The 22,554-nt window shown below is 62.0% G+C and carries 17 protein-coding genes and 1 pseudogene; 7 read left to right on the top strand and 11 right to left on the bottom strand.

Annotated features, from left to right (window positions below; translation table 11 throughout):
• Positions 1-727: 727 nt before the first annotated feature.
• A pseudogene (locus BLU54_RS24515) lies at positions 728-949 on the top strand (hypothetical protein); the annotation flags it as partial.
• A 161-nt stretch (positions 950-1,110) separates the two neighbouring features.
• On the opposite strand, the gene BLU54_RS04990 reads toward BLU54_RS24515, so the two are convergent.
• From BLU54_RS04990 to BLU54_RS04950, 9 genes are all read right to left on the bottom strand, one after another.
• Complete coding sequence (locus BLU54_RS04990) at positions 1,111-1,368, bottom strand: hypothetical protein (RefSeq protein ID WP_091905507.1); 258 nt, start codon at positions 1,366-1,368, stop codon at positions 1,111-1,113.
• A gap of 450 nt (positions 1,369-1,818) precedes the next feature.
• Positions 1,819-2,865: an ABC transporter substrate-binding protein gene (locus BLU54_RS04985; protein ID WP_091905504.1), complete on the bottom strand. Its 1,047-nt coding sequence runs from the start codon at positions 2,863-2,865 to the stop codon at positions 1,819-1,821.
• 58 nt (positions 2,866-2,923) lie between these two features.
• Positions 2,924-3,661 carry an ABC transporter ATP-binding protein gene (locus BLU54_RS04980; protein ID WP_091905501.1) on the bottom strand — a complete coding sequence of 246 codons (738 nt, stop codon included), beginning with the start codon at positions 3,659-3,661 and terminating at the stop codon, positions 2,924-2,926.
• The gene (locus tag BLU54_RS04975; RefSeq protein WP_091905498.1) at positions 3,654-4,481 is read right to left on the bottom strand and encodes an ABC transporter permease; all 828 of its coding nucleotides are present in this window, start codon (positions 4,479-4,481) and stop codon (positions 3,654-3,656) included. The genes BLU54_RS04980 and BLU54_RS04975 overlap by 8 nt, the downstream gene beginning before the upstream one ends.
• A gap of 18 nt (positions 4,482-4,499) precedes the next feature.
• Positions 4,500-5,843: an LLM class flavin-dependent oxidoreductase gene (locus tag BLU54_RS04970; protein ID WP_091906011.1), complete on the bottom strand. Its 1,344-nt coding sequence runs from the start codon at positions 5,841-5,843 to the stop codon at positions 4,500-4,502.
• 133 nt (positions 5,844-5,976) lie between these two features.
• Positions 5,977-7,629 carry a rhodanese-like domain-containing protein gene (locus BLU54_RS04965; protein WP_091905496.1) on the bottom strand — a complete coding sequence of 551 codons (1,653 nt, stop codon included), beginning with the start codon at positions 7,627-7,629 and terminating at the stop codon, positions 5,977-5,979.
• Between the two features lie 38 nt (positions 7,630-7,667).
• Complete coding sequence (locus BLU54_RS04960; protein WP_091905494.1) at positions 7,668-8,879, bottom strand: acyl-CoA dehydrogenase family protein; 1,212 nt, start codon at positions 8,877-8,879, stop codon at positions 7,668-7,670.
• 38 nt (positions 8,880-8,917) lie between these two features.
• Positions 8,918-10,090, bottom strand: a complete 1,173-nt coding sequence (locus tag BLU54_RS04955; RefSeq protein ID WP_091905491.1) for an LLM class flavin-dependent oxidoreductase — start codon at positions 10,088-10,090, stop codon at positions 8,918-8,920.
• A 24-nt stretch (positions 10,091-10,114) separates the two neighbouring features.
• Positions 10,115-11,359 (bottom strand): acyl-CoA dehydrogenase family protein, encoded by a 1,245-nt coding sequence (locus BLU54_RS04950; RefSeq protein WP_170845023.1) that lies wholly within the window; start codon positions 11,357-11,359, stop codon positions 10,115-10,117.
• 1,249 nt (positions 11,360-12,608) lie between these two features.
• On the opposite strand from BLU54_RS04950, the gene BLU54_RS04945 reads away from it, so the two are divergent.
• The gene (locus BLU54_RS04945; RefSeq protein ID WP_091905484.1) at positions 12,609-13,940 is read left to right on the top strand and encodes an LLM class flavin-dependent oxidoreductase; all 1,332 of its coding nucleotides are present in this window, start codon (positions 12,609-12,611) and stop codon (positions 13,938-13,940) included.
• 718 nt (positions 13,941-14,658) lie between these two features.
• On the opposite strand, the gene BLU54_RS04935 is transcribed toward BLU54_RS04945, so the two are convergent.
• Entirely contained in the window at positions 14,659-15,558 is a 900-nt protein-coding gene (locus BLU54_RS04935; protein ID WP_235837793.1) for a LysR family transcriptional regulator, read from the bottom strand.
• A 109-nt stretch (positions 15,559-15,667) separates the two neighbouring features.
• On the opposite strand from BLU54_RS04935, the gene BLU54_RS04930 reads away from it, so the two are divergent.
• The 3 genes from BLU54_RS04930 (at position 15,668) to BLU54_RS04920 (ending at position 19,221) form a co-directional block, all read left to right on the top strand.
• Positions 15,668-16,963, top strand: a complete 1,296-nt coding sequence (locus BLU54_RS04930; RefSeq protein ID WP_091905479.1) for an MFS transporter — start codon at positions 15,668-15,670, stop codon at positions 16,961-16,963.
• 92 nt (positions 16,964-17,055) lie between these two features.
• Positions 17,056-18,246 carry a M20 aminoacylase family protein gene (locus BLU54_RS04925; protein WP_091905476.1) on the top strand — a complete coding sequence of 397 codons (1,191 nt, stop codon included), beginning with the start codon at positions 17,056-17,058 and terminating at the stop codon, positions 18,244-18,246.
• A gap of 33 nt (positions 18,247-18,279) precedes the next feature.
• Entirely contained in the window at positions 18,280-19,221 is a 942-nt protein-coding gene (locus BLU54_RS04920; protein ID WP_091905473.1) for a glutaminase, read from the top strand.
• 148 nt (positions 19,222-19,369) lie between these two features.
• On the opposite strand, the gene BLU54_RS04915 is transcribed toward BLU54_RS04920, so the two are convergent.
• Positions 19,370-20,176 carry an AraC family transcriptional regulator gene (locus BLU54_RS04915; protein WP_091905470.1) on the bottom strand — a complete coding sequence of 269 codons (807 nt, stop codon included), beginning with the start codon at positions 20,174-20,176 and terminating at the stop codon, positions 19,370-19,372.
• A 78-nt stretch (positions 20,177-20,254) separates the two neighbouring features.
• On the opposite strand from BLU54_RS04915, the gene BLU54_RS04910 reads away from it, so the two are divergent.
• The gene (locus BLU54_RS04910) at positions 20,255-22,339 is read left to right on the top strand and encodes an FUSC family protein (RefSeq protein ID WP_091905467.1); all 2,085 of its coding nucleotides are present in this window, start codon (positions 20,255-20,257) and stop codon (positions 22,337-22,339) included.
• A gap of 4 nt (positions 22,340-22,343) precedes the next feature.
• Positions 22,344-22,553 carry a DUF1656 domain-containing protein gene (locus tag BLU54_RS04905; RefSeq protein WP_091906007.1) on the top strand — a complete coding sequence of 70 codons (210 nt, stop codon included), beginning with the start codon at positions 22,344-22,346 and terminating at the stop codon, positions 22,551-22,553.
• Position 22,554 lies beyond the last annotated feature (1 nt).

The raw sequence follows: 22,554 nt of genomic DNA, 5'->3' as shown, positions 1-22,554 counted from the left end.
ACGTCGTCAATTGTTTGATTTCTGAATGAGCGTGCCAGCAGGTGCGATCATGTAAGCCGTTTTGCATTCAACGACACGCGGCATCCCGAATAACCGACACGTCAGCGACTGTTCACGCTGCCGGCGAGCATAGCATCGATCAGCGGTGCCGCTGACCTATGGCTAATTGATTGCGGTATTAGCGCGTCGAGGGTGGCGAGCATCACGAATAAGGGCTGCGATAGTGATGCGCCCCCGTCGAATTTCGCGAGACGCGGGCGCTTCGTCGAGCGCAGATGTGCCTATCCGGCATGGCTTGAGCGAAGCATGAATCTACGCTAGGCAGAAGGGCTTCGGCGAGATGGTCGGCGACGATGCGAAGCGGGTGCGATGCGAGAGCTGCAGAATCGCCGCACGAGCGCCATGCATCCAAGCGGGTGACGCGAAACTGCCTCTGGGGTTACGACCACTTGTACGACGCCAGTGCGAAAGAGTAACCGCTCGAATGCTCGACGGATGTCGACAATCACACGCGGCGACATTTCGCGATTGGCGGGGCGGCTTCTTCCTGACAACCCGACTGGTCCGCGGGCTCAGCCGACCGATCGGTGCCGCGCCACTGTGGTCGGACGACGGCTCATAGGTCGTGGGCAGGGCACCGCTCAAGCGGACCGTCAGCCTTGCCATCGCGACTGTCCCGATCGGTCTGGGCGAGCCTTGCTGAACCGGAGCGAACCAGAGCTTCGACAGCAAATTCCGGGAGGACTGCATGCCTGTCGCACGGTTTCAACGTCGAATCGAACGAGGACGAATCCAGGCGAGGGCGGTAATTGCGGACTGGCGCGTGCGCTACAACGACAGGCGGTGCCATACCAGGCTGCAGTCCCTCACAGCGACCATGCGCCGACCCATGCAGGATTGTTCCACGACCGCTGTTTACCTTCAGGGCGTACGGGTGGCAGAAGGCTGAGCCAGGCCACTTCCTCGATTTGATGATCCGTGCGCTACGGCTTCATCGCTTACCATTTCGTTGAATTCCGCGTTCGGCATTTCGCTCCCGATACCGCTTGCTGTATCGGCGCCTTACCAGTGGCTCACCGTCGGTCGAACCATCGGGTCAAAAACTGGAATTCAAGTTTCAAGAATGGGCTGCAAAATCCAAAAGCGGTTCTTCACCTCTTCGAGGTCGCCTCGCATTTGCTCGCAAAACCATGCCTGAACGCGGTAGACCTCTTCGCGGGTTGAGCGTTGACTACTCATCAAATGATAAGCAGCGCCAGTGCTAACGATGTGCCGCGATGCAGGTAATAACTCGCCGATCCGAAGGGAATGGGTGATGCCTGAGATCAAGCCCAACCCGATACCTCTGCTAAGCATCGCCGCTTGCATCACAAAAACTTAGTCGGAAAACGATAGTGCTTGTGAGTTGGCTATTCTGTGGAAGCCAGTTTGATGGAAAAAGGCGACCCAGTCGATGGTCGTCGGCGCCAGTTCGATTCGCGTGTGGGTTTGGTTGATCTTTGGTCTTTCGTGTTTACCGTGTGCTGACAGGTACTATTGACTGCACACCGGGATGATGATCTCAGGCGCAAAGAGCCAATTTTGCTTCGATTTCCAAACGAGCTGGGAATGCGGGAGCGCAAGATCGAATTCATCGAAACCTGGCAGTGCATTCCAACGCAGATTCCAGGCGCGGCCGCCGTGTGTGAGCCGGATGCGTTTGCTGACGCCCCCGGCCTCCGAGAGACGAAAGCCGGGCGCGTTGCCCGGAGCCCATCGTCACTAATCGTTACTGGTCTTAATCGGCCGTAATCGGTCGCTGTCGATCGCTGTAGATCGTTATTGCGCCGACCTGACGGGCCACACCGCCTTCTGGGCGGCGTTGAAGCGCGGATCGTATTCCACGTCTACCTTCACCTTCTTCTTGATCGCGCGACCGTCGAAAAGAATGTCGGCGACGCGCTGTTCCTGCCCGATCAGTCCCGCGTCGAACTTGACGAAAGCGCCGCTACGCACGTGATACTCGAACGCGGCACGTTCGTCGGAGACTTTGAGCGTCTCTTTCAGGATCGCAACCACCGCATCACGGTTCGCGTCATGCCACGCCCAATAGCCCGACATCCGCGAGAAAAAATCCTGCAGTGCGGCGACCTTGGTACGGTCTTTCAGCACGCTCGACGTAGTGGTCCAGACGTTCAGCGCGGGAATGCCCGTGTCGCGATCGGTCAGCAGCACGCGGCCCGCGCCTGACTTGATGGTGTTGAGAATCGGCCCCATGCCGCCCGACACCACGTCGACCTCACCTGCATTGAACCCGGCGGCCGACGTTGCCGCGTCGGCGAATTTGATCGGCTCGATGTCTTTCTCGGTTATCCCGGCCTTGACCAGTGCCGCGAGGTACTGGGCATGTGCGTAACCGCCGTAGTTGTAGCCGACCTTGTGTCCCTTGATGTCCTTCGGCGTTTTGATGTTCGCCGAGGTCCGCGCGGCGGTCACGGCGGCGGGGTAATCCTTCGAATACGCATTGCGCCACGCGGCGACGATGTGCAGCGGCGCGGAATCCTTTGTCCATTCCGCGCGGGCGTTGGCCTGTTCGATGGTGAGCGACGTATCCCCCATATGACCGAGATCGATCCGGTTCGCGTACAACGCCGTGAGATTCGCGGCGGGACCGGTCAGCAACACCCACTCGATCTGGTAGGGCGTGGAGTCGCTCACCCCCGATTTGCGGATCAACGCCGGAAAAGCCGGGTCCTGATACGCGATCACCAGCTTGGTTCCCTTCAGATCAGGCGGCGTTTGCGCGCGGACGGGGCCCGCCTGCGTCAGCGTGGCCGCGGCAATCAGCATGGCGATGCTGGCGAATGCGTTTTTTATTCGAGACATGTTTTGTTTGGAATGGATCGAGTGAAAGAAAGCGGTCGAAGAACCGTGAATGACGAGTTCAACTCATGCTGAGAGAGAAACTGGACAGCAGTGCGCGTTTGAGGAGGTTGAACTCGGCGGACGTAACGTCGCGTTCGCGCGGCAGTTCGACGCGCATTTCGTGGTGAATGCGCCCTTGCGAGAGAATCACGATGCGGTCCGCGAGGAGCAGCGCTTCCTCCAGGTCGTGCGTGACGATGACCAAGCCGAAGCCGTAGCGCGCCCACAGGCTCGATACCAGGCTTTGCATGCTGCGGCGGGTGAAGGCGTCGAGCGCGCTGAACGGCTCGTCGAGCAGCATCAGTTCAGGATTGCGCTGCAATGCCCGCGCGATCGCCACGCGCTGCGCCTGCCCGCCCGAGAGACTGACGGGCCAGCTCGTCAGCTTGTCCTCGAGTCCAACGTCGCGCAGCGCTGCTTCGGCCCGCGTTCGGGCGCCGGTGCGGTGTGCGTCGTCGAGCAGCACGTTTTTCCAGACTCGCAGCGCCTGGATCAGACGCGGTTCCTGAAACACGACTGACGTGCTGGATGTAATCTCGGTCGTGCCGCCCGAGACGGTCTCAAGCCCGGCGAGCAGACGCAGCACGGTGGTCTTGCCGGTTCCCGACGGACCGACGAGTGCGACGCATTCTCCGCGGCGGACGGTGAAGTCCACGTTGTCGAGCACGGTATTTTCGCCGTAGCGCTTTCTAACGCCGGACAGGCGTGCGACCACGCGAGCGGTGTCGTCGTGCAACGGGGCAGCGGGTTCAGACACGGGGTCCCCTCCAGACGAGAACCTTCCGTTCGAGCAGGCGCAGCGATCCGTCTACGAGAATGCCGAGCGCCGCGTAAACCAGAACGCCCGCGATGATGATGTCCGTGCGCTGAAACTGGTTCGCGTTGTTCAAAATATAGCCAATGCCCGCGTTGGCATTGATCTGCTCGGCGGCCACCAGCGCCAGCAGCGAGATCGCCGCGGAATAGCGCACACTCACGAGCATGCCCGGCAGCGCCATCGGCAGGATGACAAGGCGAATCTGATGCGCTCGCGAAAGGCGGAACGTGCGGCCCAGTTCGAGCAGTTTCGGGTCGATGCCGCGAATCGCGTGATAGGTCCCGAGGTACATCGGCGAAAGCGCGGCGCCCGCGATCAGGGCAATTTTCGAGATTTCGCCAATGCCGAACCACACCACGAAGATCGGCACTAGCGCGATGAACGGTATGGTTCGCAGCATTTGCAGCACGGTATCGAAGCCGCGTTCCGCGTTCTTGCTGAGTCCTGCGGCCGTGCCCAGTGCGAGACCCATGCCGCCGCCGATCAACAGGCCGAGCGCCGCGCGGGCAAGGGATATTTTCAGGGCGTCCTGCAGATCGCCGGACTGCCAAAGTTCGCGGTAGGCGGCCAGCACGGAGGCGGGCGGCGGCAGCACGAAGTCACTCGCAAGGCCGCGCGAGACGGCCAATTGCCAGCACGCGAGCAACAGCAATGGCACGATCGCGCGCAATGCAGGTTCGCGCATCGCGGGCAGCCAGGCCGACGCGTTGACAACGCGTGGGGCCGGCGATTCTCTGAGCGTCGTTTCTCTGGTGGACATGAGGTGCGCGTTGCTCCGTCAGGCGGAAGTCGTGAGAGAGGCGGCCTCGGCTTCATACCGGCTGGGCGGACGTGGCAGGCCGTAGTGCTCGCGTAGCGTCGTGCCGTCGTAGTCGCGCCGGAAAATTCCCTTGCGCTGCAAAATCGGCACGACATGGTCGACGAAATCCGCCAGGCCGGACGGGAACGTATCCGCGTTGAGATTGAAACCATCCGCTGCGTGTTGCAGGAACCAGCTTTCGATATCGTCCGCGATGGTCTGGGGCGTGCCCACGATCATCCGGTGCGCGCCCGGATTGCGATCGAGCAAATCGCGCACGGTCAGGTTCTCGCCTTGCGCGAGCAGCACTGTCGAACGGATGAAGCCGTGCGAGACGTCGGTTCGGGTGCCCGTGTCGATCAGCGCGTAGGGTAGCGGCGCGTCGAGTTCGAGATCGGTCGGCTTCAGGCCCAACGTGCCGGCGAACTTGGCGAGTTCGACGCTGCGGTCGAGCAGCGCATCGAGTTCCGCCTTGCGTTGATGCGCTTCTGCAAGCGTGCCGCCGATCACCGGATAAAGGCCAGGCAGAATCAGCAGATGGTCAGGGTTGCGTCCGTGTCCGGCCGCAACCGCCTTGATCTCGCGATAGAACGCCTGCGCGCTTTTCAGCGTGGTCTGCGAGGTGAAGACGGCGTCCGCATGGCGTGCGGCCAGCGCGACGCCTGTCGGCGAGCCCCCCGCCTGCACCAACACTGGACGCCCTTGCGGACTGCGCGGCACGTTCAGCGGACCGCGCACCCGGAAGAACTGACCTTCGTAGGCGATCTCGTGCACGCGCGCCGGATCGGCATACAGACCGCTCGTCCGGTCCGCCACCAGCGCGCCGTCTTCCCAACTGTCCCACAGCTTCTCCACCACTTCGATAAATTCCGCCGCGCGTGCGTAACGCGTCTCCTTGTCCAGAGGGGCGGGCATGCTGAAGTTCGCTGCCGCGTCGGCGTCGTAGGTGGTCACCGCGTTCCACGCAATCCGTCCGGCGCTCACATGATCCAGCGATGCAAAGCGCCGCGCGAGGTTGTACGGATCGTTGAACGTGGTCGAGGCCGTGCCGATCAACCCGACGGACTGCGTCACACCGGCGAGTGCGGTGAGCAGCACCGTCGGCTCGAGCGATTGCCAGGTTCCCGCCGCATGACCGCGCAGCGCGACCATGTCGGACAGAAAGACGGCGTCGAGCCTGCCGCGTTCGGCGGTTTGCGCAATCTCGGTGAAGTGCGCGAGATCGGTGATCGCGCGTGGATTGTCGGCCTTGCGCCATGCGGCCGGATGACGGCCGAGGCCCGAAATATTAGTATTCAGGTGCAGCGTGCGGCGTGTACTCATGATGGTCTTCGTTGCGGTACAGCTTTCGGTGGCGTGCTGACGCGGCAAGTGAATGCCGGATGCAGCGGCCGGCCTGTTTCTTGTGGCCCCCGCCTGTTTGCCGGCCGCGCCAGTCACCAGCGCGAACCGCGCGTCAGCGCTTGGCGGCCAGCCGCTCCCGGCTCAGCGCCGCCGTCGCCGTATCGAAGTCGAGCACGTCGATCGAAGCAATGGCATCGCGCTCCACTTGCGCCACAAGTTGCAGTTCCCACGCGAGATACGCTTCCATCTGCTCGCCGACGCGGCTCGTTTCGGCGTGGTACGGGCTGTACCACGCGTCGTCGTCACCGGTCAGATTGCCGGCGTCCCCCGACGCCTGTGGCAGCCCCAGCGCGTGCCAGCGCTGTGTGCCGCCAATCAGCGCCGCAATGCCGGGAAACGTGTCCGTGAGCTCTGCTGCGACGACGCCCGCGAGCAAGCCGTCCGTCGACGTCAGTACGACATCGCCTTTGCTGGCCACCTCGCCCAGACGCGCGCGCAAGGCGCTCGCCGCGATGAACACTGCCCCTTCCACATGGCTGCGGCGAAACGCGAGGCTGCTGTCGACATCGACTACCTGCGCCTTTTCTTCCTTTAGCAGGCGCGCCAACTGGTCCGCTTCGATGCAGCGCGTGCGCGCGCCATGCGGGCGCACCGCACGCGGTTCGGCGCCCGCTTCGTACTGCTCGGCGACAAGCTCCGCGCTCGCCGCGTCGTCGAGCACGTACACATCGAGATAGCCCAACTGCTTGAGCCAGGAACCGGTCATGCGGGCACGCACGCCGTCGTCGTCGCGCAGCACCACACGCGCGTGCAGCGTGCCGACGTATTCGTCGGTGGCCTGGACGAGCTGGCCGCCGGGGGCGGAGCGCCAGCCCGCCGGGTGCCCGGCCTCGTATTCGAGCGGATCGCGCACGTCGAAGCGGTAGAGCGCATGCGTGTCGCTTTCCCGCTCGAGCCTGGCAAGCGTGTCCCTTCCGACGATCGACACGTTCGCACGGCGTGCCGCGGCCGCCGCGAGTGTCTGTGCCTGCTGCAGGGTGGCAGCGTCCGGGCGCGGCGCGGTGCGCAGCTGCCCGTGTTCGAGCGTGAGCCCTTCGAGCAGCCAGGACATGGAGCCGCCGGTGAGTGCGGCGACCGGATTTGGCACGCCCGCGTTGATGAGCGACTGCGCGCCGAGAATGCTGCGCGTGCGGCCCGCGCAGTTCACCACGATCAGCGTATCCGGTGACGGCGCGGCGGCCAGCGCGCGATATACGAGTTCAGCGCCCGCGCAATCGATGCCGCCTGGGATGTTCATCGTGTTGAATTCGCCGAAGGGGCGCGAGTCCAGCACGACGAGATCTTCGCCCGCATCCTGGCGCGCTTTCAGCGCGCGAGCATCGATGTTCGGCGTCTGCAACCGGTGTTCGATCACTTCCCCGAACGCCTTGCCGGGTACGTTCGTGCCAGTGAAGATTTCGAAACCCGCGCGCGCCCAGCCTTCCACGCCGCCTGCGAGAATCGCGACGTCGGTATAGCCCCAGCGAGCGAGCAGTTCGGCTGCGCGCGTCGTATATTCGCCGTCCGTGTCGACCAGTACGACGGGGGTGCCGGTGCGCGGCACTAGCCGGCTGATCTGAAGGCCAAGCCGGCCGACGGGCGCTACCGACGAATAGAACAGCCGCCGCCGTGCGGACACACCTTCTTCGCGGACGTCGAGAATCGCAAGCTCGGCACGCTTGGCAATCAGGTTGCGCAGCTGCTCGGGGGAAACGGTACGGGTCATCGGCAGAAAGTCCTGTGAATGTCTGATCTCAAACGGCGTCAGAAGAACGCCGCGCGCGGCAATGGGACGCCGTTGACTGCGTGCTCGCCGATCGCGCGCGCCTTGTAGGCGACGGGGTTGTGCGAGGAGAGGGTTCGGATGTTGCGCCAGTGGCGGTCGAAGCGCGCGCTTTCCCGCGCGGCGGAAGCGCCGCCCGCGTCGAACAGACGCGTGGCCGCGCGCAATGCAAGGTCATCGATGGCGACTTTCGATTTCGCCGCTTGCAATGCTGCTTCCACATACGACGTTTCGTCGGGCGTACCTGCGAGCGACGAGTCGAAGGCGTTTCCAAGCGTCACGGCGGCGCGCAGCACCGCGGCTTCGGCAACGTACGCAGAGCTCTGCAACTCTCCGACCACCTGTTGCAGCAGCGGATCGTTGGCGGGGCGCGGCGCGCTCGCGTGGTAGTAGTTGCGCTCGCGTCCGCCGAGCAGTTGAGTCGCGTCCGCAGCGATACGGCGCACGATGCCCGCGATGATTGTCGTCAGCCAAAGCTGCGCGAATGTCGCCTGATGGGGCATGCGCACGTCTTCTTCGAGCGGCAGCACGTCACGTGGATCCACCTCCACGTCGGTGAAAACGGTCGTGCCGCTGGCGGTATTGCGCTGGCCGATGCCGTCCCAGTCGTCCTGTCCGTCGACCCCTGGCTGGCGCGTGCCCACGCGAGCCGCCACGAAGCGGCCATCGGGGGTCTTCGCATTGACGATGATGTGATCGAAATACAGATTGCCCGTGCTGTAATACTTCTTGCCGGTCAGACGAAAGGCGCTGCCATGCGGCAGCAGCCGTGTGTTGCCGTCGCCGTCGCCCACGTTCTGCGTGCCGATCTCGCTTGCGCCGAGACCGAACAGTTCGCCCGCGCGCACCCGTTCGAGCCAGCGCTGATACTGCGGCAGATGCGCGGCGCGCCTGGCCTTTTCGACGAACGCGAAGTGATTGCGCAGAATGTGGGGAATGTTGGAATCGGCGGCGCCGAGATCGAGCACGAGTTCGTAGACCTGCGACAGCGTCGCGCCCGCTCCGCCTTGCGACAGAGGCAGACGGAACAGGCCGAGGCCCGCCGCGCGGATCCGTTCGATCACATCGCGCGTCGCGGCCGTGTCGCGCTCGCGTTTTTGCTCGGTGACAGAAATATCGTGTACCAGCGAGCGCAATTCGTCACTGCCCGGCAGCACGCTTTGCAGCGCGTGCCGTTGAGATAGGGTGTTCATCGGATGGACATTGCCTGTATCGAGGATCGGAGCCGAACTTACAGCCGCAGGCCCGCGTCGCGCATCAGCGGTAGGATGTGGGCGCCGAAGTGGGCGAGATCTTTTTCGAAGTCGAAGAATGTGAGTTGCACGCCGCCGCAACCGGCGTCTCGCAAGCGCATGAAGCCGTCAACGATGGTTTGAGGACTGCCTACCAGATGCATGTTGCCGCCCACCGCGCGGTCGCCTGCCTCGCGCGCGTGCTTGCTCCACGCGTGGGCATCGCTTGAACCGGTTTTCGGGCTCATGCGGGCGTTGAAGTTATTGGCGGCCACGGTGTCCTCGGACGCGCGGATTTCCGCGTAACGGGCATGCGCAAGATCGTCGGTGGCCGCGCTGACAATGGTCGGGTTGATGATTGGCCGGACGTCGCGACCTTCAGCGGCCGCGGCGGCGCGCAAACCGTTGGTGAATGCCGGCAACGCCGCGAGCGTGGGTTCGAGTTTCGTGCCGACCGGGCTGGGTATGAACACGAAATCCGAGTACTTCGCGCCGAACGCGAAGCCCGCCTTGGAACCGGTCGCGTTGATCAGAATAGGACGGCCGTACAGCGGCCGCGGCGACACAAACGCGTCGTTCAGCGTCCAGTGCTTGCCTTCGAAAGAGATGTTCGCGTCCGTGCGCCAAAGTCGATCGAGAATCTCGACGAACTCGGCCGCATGCGTGTAGCGCGCGTCGTGTTCCTCACGCGTCTGGCCGAACATGCGCGCTTCATCGGCGATATGGCCGGTGACGAGATTGACGCCCCAGCGTCCGCCGGAAATGTGATCGAGCGTCGCGCCGATCTTCGCGAGATGGAGCGGATGCCACGGGCCGTACAGCACGTGGATCGTCGAAATCAACAAAATCCGCTGCGTAATCGCAGATAGCGCCGCGGTCGTGATGAAGCTGTCCAGCGATACCTCGCGAAAGTTGGTCTGGCCACCGTAGCCACCCTTCGGCATCCACTGCGCCAGTCCGAACACCAGATCGAAGCCGAGCGCTTCGGCTTGGAGTGTCAGGCGGGCGTTGTAGTCGAAACGCCAGTCGGTCGAGCGCGGCAGGGTGGAAATCGACCAGCCGCCGTTCTGAATGGGCAGAAACAGGCCCAGGTTGAAGGGCTGTTGACGAACGCGCTCCAGGGGGCTGAGGCCGGTGTCGTCGGCAATCGAAGGCGTATAGACGTGGGTCATGGAAAGCGTAGCGCTGCGCGCCGATCAGTAAGTAAAGCCGAGCGGCGGAGCATCGCCGCGCAACAGATGCGCGCCGATCGCCTTGCTGCGGTAGACGATGGGATCGTGCAGGCTGAGCGTGCGGGCGTTGCGCCAGTGACGGTCGAAGTTATGGCGCTTCAGTGCGGTCGAGGTGCCGCCCACGTCGAAGAGTTTCTGTGCTACCAGCAACGCGGCCTGTTCGGTGGCGAGTTGCGCTTGAGCGGCTTTCACGGATGTGTCCACGAGCACGGCTTCCAGCACGTCGGACGCAAGGTCCTCGTACTGGGCGTGGCTTGCGACGGTCAACGCGTCCGCTGCATGACCGAGCACAAGCTGCGCGCTCAGGGCCGCCGTCGACAGTTCTCCGACGAGCGCTTGCACATAAGGATCGAGCGTCACATGTTCGACCTGCGTGGTGCGCGAGGGACGCGCGCCGTCGCGTGCCCAGTCGCGTGCGTCGTCGAGCGCGGCGCGTGCAATGCCGGATTTCACGGCGGCGAACAGAAGTTGCGCGCCGGAGCTGGTGTAGTGACGGCGCTTCATCCAGTCGCCAACCACGACGATTTCGTCCGCGTCGACCCGCACATTTTCGAAGATCGTCGTCCCGCTGCCGGTCACGCGCTGGCCTACGCCGTCCCAATCGTCCACGCGCGTGACGCCTTCGCGGTCGGTCGGCAGGATCGCATAGACGATGCGATCTTGCGGATCGAGCACGGTTGCGAACACGAGGTCTGCGAACAGCGTCGGCGTGCTATAGAATTTTCGCCCGCTCAAACGGTAGTGCGCGCCGTTCGGCGCGAGCTGGATTGTGATCTCGCCTGAACGGGCACTGCCACGTTCGGTGGATGCATTACCGATCAACGCGCCTTCGGCCACCTGCCGCCAGATGCGCTGCTTGATGGCTTCGTCGCCCATCAGGCGCATGCGTTCCTGATAGACGTAGTGCGGAATCAGTAGTTGCGCGACATTCGAATCGCCGCGCGCGAGTTCGGCGATGACGCGAACCACATCGCCGTACTCGATTTCCGCTCCGCCGAGTCTCACTGGCGTGCGAAGGCCTAGCAGGTCATGCTCCCTCAGCAGCGCGAGCGCGTCATAGGGGAGAATACGTTCAGCGTCGCGTACTGCCGCTTTCTCACGCAGCTTCGGCGCGAGGGATCGCGCCCGCTCGAGCGCCTCGCGTGCCCGGTCTGCGAGGGGCTGTGCATCGGGTCTCGCGGTGGCGGTGGAGAGGAATCGGTTGCTCATGGAGGGGTGGCAAGCGGCCTTGACGGCCGGCAACAATGGCGACCGTGCGCTCACAGACGCGGGCCAGTGTCCTGCTCCGAACGTGGCTGGCTGCATTTATGGAAAAAAGATTCCGAATACCGGAAGATTTCTGCATTTTGTTGAGAAACGCGCGGTTGTCAAACCATGCGTTTCTGATAAGCAAAGCTCTCGAAGTGTTATTTGGAAATCAAAAGTGGTTGCCGAACGGCGAACCGTTTGTGTTCGTGCGCCCACGACAGGGAGGCAACAACGAAGGCCTCGATAACGGAAGAGAAGACGGGCGACGCCGTGGTCAACGATGTTCCGGACGCTGAGCCCGGTCCGCTTGGGCGTCGGCTGCAAGTGCTGGGGTGCTGCAGGAGGTGATCGATGCGCTGTCGCGTGCCGAAGTGGCGGCGGTGGGTTGGCCTGCCACTACGGTGCATCGTTCGCTACAGGCGCTCGCGGCATATCGGTAAGTCGAGCGGACGCGCGGCGACCGTTACCAGTGGGCGGCAGAGAGCCCGCTGACGCTCTTGACGAATGGTGCGTCCGGTTCGTCCGGTTCGCCACGGCGCGAGGCGGAGCGACTGCTGAGAGGCCATGCGACCGGCATGATTGAACCGGCAGGCGGACCTTGTTTTTCCGGTACTGATCGCCCGATGCTCGAATTCGCGTTCGGACGTCATAGCGTCCATGCCGTTCAATGACACGCCTCCGGGTGGGTCGTAACACACGACTGTCTCGGGCACGCTGCTACTGATCTATCCATCCGTGCCTGACCGCAAGGCGTTGCCTGCGCGCTGCTGGTCGGCGCATCGCACAGAACGGCGTGGACGTGGCGCGCGTCTGGAAAGCTTTGAAGCTGGGGCAGGCCGAACGTGTCGCGACCGGTCTGCACGAAAACGGGTCTCGCATCCGCGCATGCGGCACGGTGTTGAAATCGTCCGCGGCAGAGGTGATCGGCGCGATCGTCATGTCGCAGCCTCCGCGACCATTCTTCGCCGGACGGGATAAAGGCGATGAGACGCGACCTGCGGGAAACTGTGAGTGTGCGGACGCATACGTGACTGGCATCGCGGGCGGTGGCGCTTTCTCTGGCGTAGCCGGTCCAGCGTGGCGTTTCGCTCAACGCAGTGTTTGCCACGCGTGGGACGGGGTAAGGTAAAGACCCTGCCAGGTCATCGGTGAGCGAGCTTGTGCGTGTTGCTCTAAGGTATCGATTCTCGACTCGTGGAGCGATGCCGTCATGACCTCATCCCGTCAGCTTCATCTCGGCGCATTCATGCGTCCGGTCAGCCTGCATACCGGCGCGTGGCGCTATCCCGGTGCATTTCCCGACGCGAACTTCAATTTCGCTCACCTCAAGCGCTTCGTGCAGACCCTCGAAGCCGCATGTTTCGACGCGTTCTTCATGGCCGATCATCTTGCCGTGTTGAACATGCCGGTGGATGCGCTCAAGCGCAGCCATACCGCCACCTCTTTCGAGCCATTCACCCTGCTATCCGCGCTTGCCGCCGTGACGGAGCGCATCGGCCTCGTGGCGACCGCGTCGACTACGTTCGACGAGCCGTACCACATTGCCCGCCGGTTTGCGTCACTGGACCACCTGAGTAATGGTCGCGCCGGTTGGAATCTCGTGACGACGTCGAACCCTGATGCCGCCCGGAACTTCGGCCGAGACGAACATCTGGAACACGACGAGCGCTATCGCCGGGCCCGCGAGTTCTACGACGTGGTGACGGGCCTGTGGGACAGCTGGGCCGACGATGCATTCGTGCGCGATGTCGAAAGCGGGCTGTACTTCGACCCGGAGAAACTGCACGTGCTTGCCCACAAGGGCGAGTATCTGTCGGTGCGGGGGCCCTTGAACATTGCGCGTCCGGTCCAGGGCTGGCCGGTGGTGGTGCAAGCCGGTTCGTCCGAAGCGGGCAAGCAGGTGGCGGCGGAAACGGCCGACGTGGTGTTCACCGCGCAGTCCTCGCTGGAAGCAGGCAAGCGCTTTTATGGCGACGTGAAAGAGAGGCGGGAACGGCTCGGTCGGCCTCGCAATCATCTGAAAATTCTTCCAGGCGTGTTCGTCGTGGTCGGCGATTCTCGCAGTGAGGCGCAGGACAAGCGTGCGAAGCTCGATGCCTTGGTCCATTACGAAAGTGGTGTGTCATCGCTGTCCATCGCGCTCGGTCATGACGTGTCGTCGTTCGACCCGGACGGCCCGTTGCCGGAGATTCCCGAGACCAACGCAAGCCGCAGCTCGCGCGAGCGCGTCATTGAGTTGGCGCGCAGCGAGAAGCTGACGGTGCGGCAACTCGCGCAGCGGCTCGGCGGCTATTCGGGCTTGCAGATGATCGGCACGGCGCGCGACATCGCCGACGAAATGCAGCAATGGCTGGAGGAAGAGGGCAGTGATGGCTTCAATGTCATGTTTCCATTTTTGCCGGAAGGGCTCGACGATTTTGCGCGCAAGGTCGTGCCGGAGTTGCAACGGCGGGGGCTGTTCCGTCGTGCGTACGAGGGTACGACGCTGCGAGACCATCTCGGCCTGCCCCGGCCGGGTAACCGTTTCTTCAAAAGCCCGTAATCGAGCCAATGCATAGCAGAAGATCTTGGTTGGCCTGCGCCAACTTGCTCCACTAAGCTCGTAGGACAGGGGGCCCCTCGACTCGCGCCGGCATTGCCGCGCCTGCTGGACTCCGCTTATTGCGACACTGAAGGGCCAGTTCGAATCGGCCGCTCGTTCGGCCGTAGCTGTTCCCGCAGCAGCGTGAGCAGGTCGTTTCGGCGAATGCTCCGCGAAGGTCGGAGCGGCAGTCTAAGCGAATGCCACGGCTGAAACGGTGAAGCCACGACTGAGTGCGTGCAACGACCCGACGGAATCACCGAGGCCACGGCCGTGTTCGTCGCCTTGTTCGGTGCGGTACCTAGCGATGACTGATCTGCTGCCGCGCTCGCGACACCGGCGGCGGTGCGGGTCGCAGTCGGAGCGGTGGTCGGCGTGGACGGTGTTGGGCTTGCGAAGCGGGCGGCCGCGCACGCCTCGAATCGACGAGCTGCGATCAAGCCGCGGCAGCGGTTCGGCGCCATCGTTGCGGTTCGTGCCGTATCACCGGTCGAGCATGCCGACATCAGCATGGTGCGCCAACTGCCGACGTTGTTTCTGCTGAAGGGCTTCCGCAAGTCATAGTCGAAGAAACCGACAGCGCTCTGTCGTCTTTCCGCGATCGCGATGTGGCCGATCTGTTCTCCGCCGAGACGACGCGGCGTGCCGGTCACAGCGACACGGCGGGCCTCCGACGGCATCAACCTTTCTTGAGGCATTCGACGAGCCTGCGTAGCGCGGGGTTGCTATCGTTCGTGCGATACACAAACGACACGGGATGCGTCATATCGAGCTCAGGGTGATCCACCAGCACCACATCCTTCGGGCAGGTATGTATCGAAACATCGGAAACGATCGAATACCCCATCCCGGCCGCTACCATGCCGAGAATCGTCAAAACATCGCTACCGATCTGCACTTTTTTGGGCGAGAAACCCGCTCGCTGGCACTGGTACGTCAGAAAGTCATCGTATGCGGGCGCGGTCTCGCGCGGAAACCACATACATGGCTCCTCGCGAAGTGCGGAAAGCTTTTTGGGAATTGCCGTCGCGAGGTGGCTGCCGCGAGGCAATGCGAGCTTGAGGTGGCATTCGAAAAGCTGGATTTCAGTCAGACCCTCGATGTCAGTTTTGTCGTGAGGCAGATAGCGCCAGGTAAGAAAGCCGCCATCAAGCTCGTGCTGAACGATTCTGGCGATTTGGCGAGCAGATAGGGTCGGCTCCAGCATCACTGCGACCTTCGGCGCGTCGGCAGCGAATCGCCTAAGAGAGTCCAGTATCGTCGGGTGCCAACTGTAGTTCGCCGCGATTCCCACCCGCAAGGCGCCCTCCATTCCTTCTGCTACACGGGACACACGTTCCGTTGCCGTCCGCAAATCCGCCAAGATCGCCTTCGAGTCGGATAGGAATTGCGTTCCGGCGGTTGTCAGGCTTATCCCTCTGACGCCTCGCTCGAACAGAGCCGATCCCAACTGCCCTTCCAGTTCCCGCATCTGCCGGCTCAGCGCAGGTTGGGCTACGTGCAGGCGCCGGGCCGCCTCCGCAATGCTTCCGTGTTCGGCGACGGCGAGAAAGTACCGCAAGTGGCGTAAATCGATCATCTGCGCTATGCCTACCAAGCATATCTTCTATCTACAAACGGTATTTTTGATTATAGGGCCGGCAGCCTACACTGCGGCAGCAGTTCAAAAAAAACCGAAGGAGACAGCGATGCAAAACAGCGTAACTTCCGAGCTTTCGGAAGATTCAATTGCCGCGAGACAACGTCGCACCATCATTGCGGCGACCGTTGGAAACGTGCTTGAAATCTATGATTTCCTTGCGTTCGCGATCTTTGCTGTACCAATATCGAGGGCCTTCTTTCCGGCTGGTGACGAATACGTCGCGCTAATGCTGACGTTCATGACGTTCGCGGCGGGTTTTGTCGTCAGGCCGCTGGGCGCATTCATTCTCGGGCGGTACGCGGACCGCGTCGGCCGCAAACGGGCTTTGAGCTTCACGCTGCTGATGATGGCATTCGGCACGCTGGTCCCGGCAATCTGCCCGACGTATCAAGCGATTGGCCTGGCGGCGCCGATCATCTTGGTTCTCGGACGATTGATCCAGGGCTTCTCTGCTGGCGGGGAGATCGGCAGCAATGTCGCGATGCTCATTGAAAGTGCGTCCAAGTCCAATCGGGTCCTGTTCAGCTCCTTTCAGCAAGTGGCCCAAGGCGGCGGCGTGTTGGTTGCAGGCATTATCGGCTTGTGTCTCACGCAATACTTCGGCGATCAGAAACTGCTGGCAGATTATTGGCGGATCGCCTTTCTCGCCGGCCTGCTGATTGGCCCGGTAGGCTGGTACATTCGCCGGGCAATCCCCGAAACGCCCGAGTTCGAGCGCGCCGCCGCGACAGGCCGACAAACCACCATTTCGTTTGTTGCTGGAATTCGCACGAATTCCGGCCGCATTCTGATTGGCATTGCGATCATGGTTTTCTGGACCGTGGCGGCACAGGTCTCGAACTATTTCACCACCTACGCGGTTCGCGAGTTGCATCTGCCGCTTCTTGCAACTTATGTCGGACAAATCGCGTCCGGTGCCACCTTGGTCGTCGTCTGCCCGATTGTTGGCGCATTCGCCGATAAGGTGGGCCCATTCAAGCCGATGGCTTGGGGTTCGGCACTCGCTGGCATCTTGGCTTACCCGCTCTTCTGGATACTCGCGTCTCATCCGAGTCTGGGCATGCTGGTGACTGTTCAGTCCATCATTTCGCTTTTCCTGGGCCTCTATGCGGCATGCGCACCGCTGGTGATTTCGGACATTTTCCCGACGCACTACAGAGCCACCGGCGTCGGCACTTCCTATGCGCTCGGCGTGTCGATCTTCGGTGGCCTGACGCCGTTGATCGTGACCAGCCTGATTCACGCCTCTGGCGACAAGCTCATCATTGGCGTCTATCTCTCTGCGGCTGCGCTGCTGAGCCTCGCACTGATTGCTTTTCTTGCCCGTCGCAAGCCGCGCTGAACGCCAGGATGCCGTCACACGTTCCAAAGCCAAGGACGCGCGTCAAGCTCGATTGGCGCGTCGAGTCCTCTCAGACAGAGAGCATCGCAAAAATGAACCCCGAAGCACACTCGGACTATTCCCACATCGTCAAGATCAGACATCACCTCCATGCGCATCCTGAACTTCGCTTCGAGGAACGCGCCACATCATCGTTCGTCGCGAAGATCCTGCGAGAAAACGGTCTGTCAGTCGAGGAGGGTATTGGCGGCTATGGCGTCGTTGCCACCCTCAAGAGAGGGACGTCGGACAAGGCCATCGCGTTGCGGGCCGACATGGACGCGCTGCCCTTGCAGGAGCTCAACACCTTCCAACACGCCTCACAGCACGGCGGCAAGATGCATGCATGTGGTCATGACGGACACACTGCGATCCTGCTCGGTGCCGCAATGGCGCTCAGTCGCAGCACCGACTTCGACGGCACACTGCACTTTGTTTTCCAGCCCGCCGAGGAGGGGGGCGCTGGTGCAAAGCGCATGATCGACGACGGCCTGTTCGAGCGGTTCAAGATCGATGCCATTTACGGCATTCACAATTGGCCCGGATTGCCCGCCGGATCGTTCGGCGTGCGGCAAGGCGGTTTGATGGCTTCGAGCAACACGTTCAATGTCAAGCTGTCAGGCAAGGGCTCGCACGCCGGCCAACCGCACCAAAGCGTCGATCCGGTAATGGCGGCAGTTCATCTCGCGCAGGCCCTGCAGACCATTCTTTCGCGGAACGTCGATCCCAATGTCGCGGCGGTTCTTTCCGTCACGCAAATCCACGCAGGAACAGCCGACAACATCATCCCGGAGCGTGCAACCCTCTCCGGGACGGTCCGAACGTTTGACTCCGACACCCTGGATCTCATTGAGAACAGGATGGCCGCACTCACTGATAACGTCGCTGCCGCTTTCGCCGTTGATGCAGAGTTCCATTTCAATCGACTCTACCCTGCGCTGATCAATCATGATCGGGAAACGCAAAAGGCTGTTGAAGCGATGGTGGCAACGGTCGGTCACGATCGAGTGCAGGCTCAGATAGATCGGTCTTTTGCCTCGGAGGATTTTTCCTTCTTCCTGCAGCAAAAGCCAGGCTGCTATGCGTTTCTGGGAAACGGCGTATTGCCTACCGACTGCTCCTCTGACATGCCGATATCCCAGCAACTTCACAGTCCACTCTACGATTTCAACGACGACATCATCGCACCGGGTATTTCGTATTGGCTAACGTTGGTCAAGACGGCGCTACCGCGCCAGGCTTAAGTTGGGATTCGTCATGGTCGACTGGTGACACACATGGATTCCACGACGTCTTTTCAAACCTCATGGCGGCAGCGCGTCGACGACGCCGGGGCTGCCGCCGAGGCGTGCCGGGGAGTGGGAGAGGTCGCGAATTACATCCCCGCACTGCGGGATGTTGCGCCCGATCGGTTCGGCATCGCCGTGGCGAATCTCGATGGACAAATCGTCAGCTACGGTGATGCGAACGACCGTTTTTCAGTTCAAAGCCTTTCCAAGGTGTTCGTGCTCGTTCAGGGATACAGGACGTGGGGCGATGAGATCTGGCGCCGGGTCGGGCAGTTTCCGAGCTCGAATCCATTCAATTCGATCGTTGAGCTGGAACTCGAGCACGGGATCCCGCGCAATCCGTTCCTGAACTCCGGCGCTCTGGCCATCGCCGACAGCTTGGTCAGCAGGCATGTGAGCATGGAATCTTCGATTGTCACGCTTTTGAGAGAGCTCAGTGGAAGCGCCGAGGTCGACTACAACCAGACAGTGGCGGAAAGCGAGTTCCGATGTGCAGACCGAAACATCGCTGCCGCCTATCTGATGAAAGGACATGGCAATTTCGCCAATCCGGTGGCAGACGTCGTAAGGTCGTATTGCGCAGTGTGCGCGATCGAGGCGTCCTGTACGGAACTTGCCCGCGCCAGTCTGTTTCTTGCAAACCGGGGAATATGTCCGGGAACCGGCAAGCGGATCGTCCCGCGTCGCACTGCACAGCAAGTCTGCGCGTTGATGCTGACGACCGGGACGTACGAACACTCTGGAAGAACCGCGTTCGCCATCGGGCTACCGACAAAAAGCGGCGTCGGAGGGGGCATTATCGCAGTCATTCCGAATCAAGGAACGATCTGCGCGTGGTCGCCACGTCTGGATTCGACGGGAAACTCCGTTCGCGCCATGGCAGCGCTTGAGAACTTGTCGGCCGCCGCGTGCTTGTCGATTTTTGGATAGTAAGACCAAACATCGAGATGTCGAGTCGTCTTGCGGGGCCGGGCTGTCAGCGCGTGTCAGGGCGTGTCGGCGCGTGTCGGCGACGTGTCGTCGGAAGCCGGACGATGTAGCCGAATGGCGCATGCCGACGCGAGGGGGCATTCTCGAACTAAGCGTCCCGGGCGTGGCCTGGCGTCAGCGCCGCAAAGTAGCGGGTGGGCGAGAGCCCGAGCGCTTTCTTGAACATGGTGATGAACGCGGTGACCGACTCGTAACCAAGACTCTCGGACACGCGCTGTACCGATACGCCGCTTGCAAGCTCGCGGATGGCGACAAGCAAGTGCAATTGCTGCCGCCAGCGACCGAACGTCAAGCCGGTTTCCTTGATGACAAGCCGCGCCAACGTTCGCTCACTCAACGCCAGGCGATTGGCCCATTGCGTAATGGTGCTGCGATCTTCCGGGTTGGCTGAGAGTGCGTCGGCCATCGTGCGAATCTTCGGATGATCACTGACGGGCAGGTAAAGCTGCTCCGTTGGCATCAGTACCAGTTCGTCCAACAGGACGCGTGCAAGCTGGCCGGTATGTCCGTCCTGTTCGTAATCTAACGGCGCATTTGCCAAGTGCAAAACCATTTCCCGCACCATGGGAGAGATGGAGAGTGTGCAGCATGCTTGCGGCAGAGCGACGATGTCCGGTTCGACAAACAGGTAGCAAAGGCGCGCATTCGCAGTGGCTCGGTTGCTGTGTGGCATGTCGCCCGGAATCCACACGCCACACTGCGGCGGAACGATCCAGAGTGCGCCGGCCACCGAGCAGGTGACGGCGCCATGCAGCGCCAGAATCAACTGCCCTTTGCGGTGCCGATGCACCGGAATCTCGGCATCGTAATCCTCGACCTGCAGGCGTCGCACGACGGCAGGTCGAGTCGTGGCATCAAGATCGAGGTCAAAACCAGGGAGGCAAACGCGAGCCATTCTCAAATTGACCGGATTTAGCGATATGATGGCATTCTAGCGAAATCCAATGCGGCCTGCGATCGATACAGTGATCGCATGCAAACACCTGATGTCACTGACGGCAAAGCTCATAGCGAAGGAGCGCGCAACGATCTAGAGAAATATCGCTTCGCTGACCGCTTCCGTCAATACAGCCAGTACCGCCAGTACCGCCAGTACCGCCAGTACGCACTGGCCGGACGTTCCGCGCTCAAGCCCGACCTGGAAGCGGCGCTGTTCTCGCTCAAATGCTTTGCCGCCGCGATGCTCGGCCTGTACGTGTCGCTGCGGATCGGCCTGACCCGCCCGTTCTGGGTATTGGGAACGGTCTACCTCGTTTCGCAGGCCCTTTCCGGCGCGACTGTAAGTCGTGGACTGTTCCGCCTTCTGGGCACGGTCGGCGGGGCAGCGGCAACCGTGTTGCTGGTGCCGACGTTCGCCAACGAACCTTGGATATTGAGCGCGGCGCTGGCGCTGTGGATGGGTTTCTGCCTGTATCTCGGTGTGCTCGATCGGACCCCGCGTTCCTACGCCTTCCTGTTGGCGGGATACACCACCAGCCTGATCGGTTTTCCGAGCGTGACTGCACCTGGCGAGGTCTTTACAGTGGCCATCACGCGGGTACAGGAAATCTCGATTGGCATTTTGTCGGCCACGTTGGTTCACAGCCTGATCCTGCCGCGCAGCGTGTCGCACCGGGCGCAGGCGCGTGTCGCCGCCATTTTGGCCGATACGGAACGATGGACGCGGGACATGCTTGCTGGCGCTCAGGATGCGGTCCTGGTCAGGGATCGCGCACGGGCCGCAACGGATCTGCTGGAACTGCACCATCTTTCGATTCACTTGGCCTTCGACGCTGCCCATGGCTTCGCTCAAGTCCAGATCCTGCGGGCGCTGCACGACCGTTTGCTGGCGGTGCTTTCGCTCTCGAGCGCCATCGACGCTGCGCTGGCCGCACTGCACGCATCGGCGGAAGGCGTACCTTTGAACCTGCGCGACGTCTGTGTCGATACCGTCGAAACGAACGATTGGCGTAGCCTGCTGCTCATGGGGCTCGCGACCGACCTGGCCGAACTGGAGATCGCACATCGCGATTGCCGCCTGCTTGAACGACAGTTGCAGAAGGCCAATCCCCAGTGGCGTCGCCATGTACCGGCGCAACTAGCCACCAACGGAAGCGGCCATGTGCTGCACCGCGACCACTGGCTAGCTGCGCGCAGTGCAGTCGGCGCGGGCATCGGCATCCTGCTGGGTTGCGTATTCTGGATGATCACGGCATGGCCGGACGGCGCAACTGCCGTTTCGATTATCGGCACCGCTTGCTTACTGTTCGGCACTGTCGAGGCCCCCGCGGGCAACGTCGTGCGCTATCTGATTGGCTCCTGCATCGGCGTAGTCATCGGTCTTGCGTACGGCTTCGTGATTCTCCCCCGCACGACCGACTTCGTCGGCTTGGCGGCGGTACTGGCACCCACACTGCTGGTGGCCGGCTCGTTCCTGGCGAGGCCGCCTTTCATCATGGCGGCACTGGGGGTGATTCTGACCTTTCCGATCATCGCCGGTCTCGGCGCGACCAATGCCTCGAATTTTTCCAGTGCTATCAACGGCAGCGTGGCGTTGTTTGTCGGAACCGGGATGGCAATGGCCAGCATGAGTCTGTTCCAGACCATCAGCCCGAACCACAGTCGCAACCGGCTGTTTCGGGCGATACGGCGGGATCTCGTGCTTCGGATAGCGGGTCGCGTCACCGATGCCACGAGTTGGACGAGCCGGATGCTGGATCGCATCGGCCTGCTCGTCCCAAAGCTGGGCGGGCACGAACAGCCGGCGCGCATTCTGAAATCCGCGTTCTCCGACTTGCGCGTGGGCAATGTCGTCGGCGAGCTTCGCTTGCTCGTGAACACGCTCAGCGATCAGAACGCGCGTGCCAGCCTGGTCGAATTGCTGGACGAACTGACCACCTATTTTCGCAGCCGTGCCGCTGCCGATGCTCACGCCTCCAGAGGGTTCCTACTTGCACGCCTTGATCGCGCCCGCACAACCGTGGTTGCAAGCGGCGAGCCCGAACGCAAGCGATTACTCGTTCTGCTGTCCAAGCTTCACCGTGATCTGGTGTCGCGTGTGAATGACCTTGGAGCGTGATGCGATGTTCGGCGAACTTTCCCTCTGCGGTGTTTTCGTGCCTTTTCTGCTGGCGATGTCGCTGGTCGCACTGGTCTTGGCGATGCTGGCATCCAGATGCCTGGCAAGACTCAGGCTCCATCGGCTGTTTGCGTGGCAGCCCGCGGTGGGACTCTCGATTTTTGTGATTCTGTTCGGCTCGTTGATCGAGCTCGCGCATCTGTTTGAGAACTGAA

Origin of the sequence: Chitinasiproducens palmae (assembly GCF_900095735.1) — a bacterium.
GTDB classification, from domain to species: Bacteria; Pseudomonadota; Gammaproteobacteria; order Burkholderiales; family Burkholderiaceae; genus Chitinasiproducens; species Chitinasiproducens palmae.
Note: the sequence above shows the minus strand (reverse complement) of the source record. Positions and strands in the feature narration are given on the sequence as shown.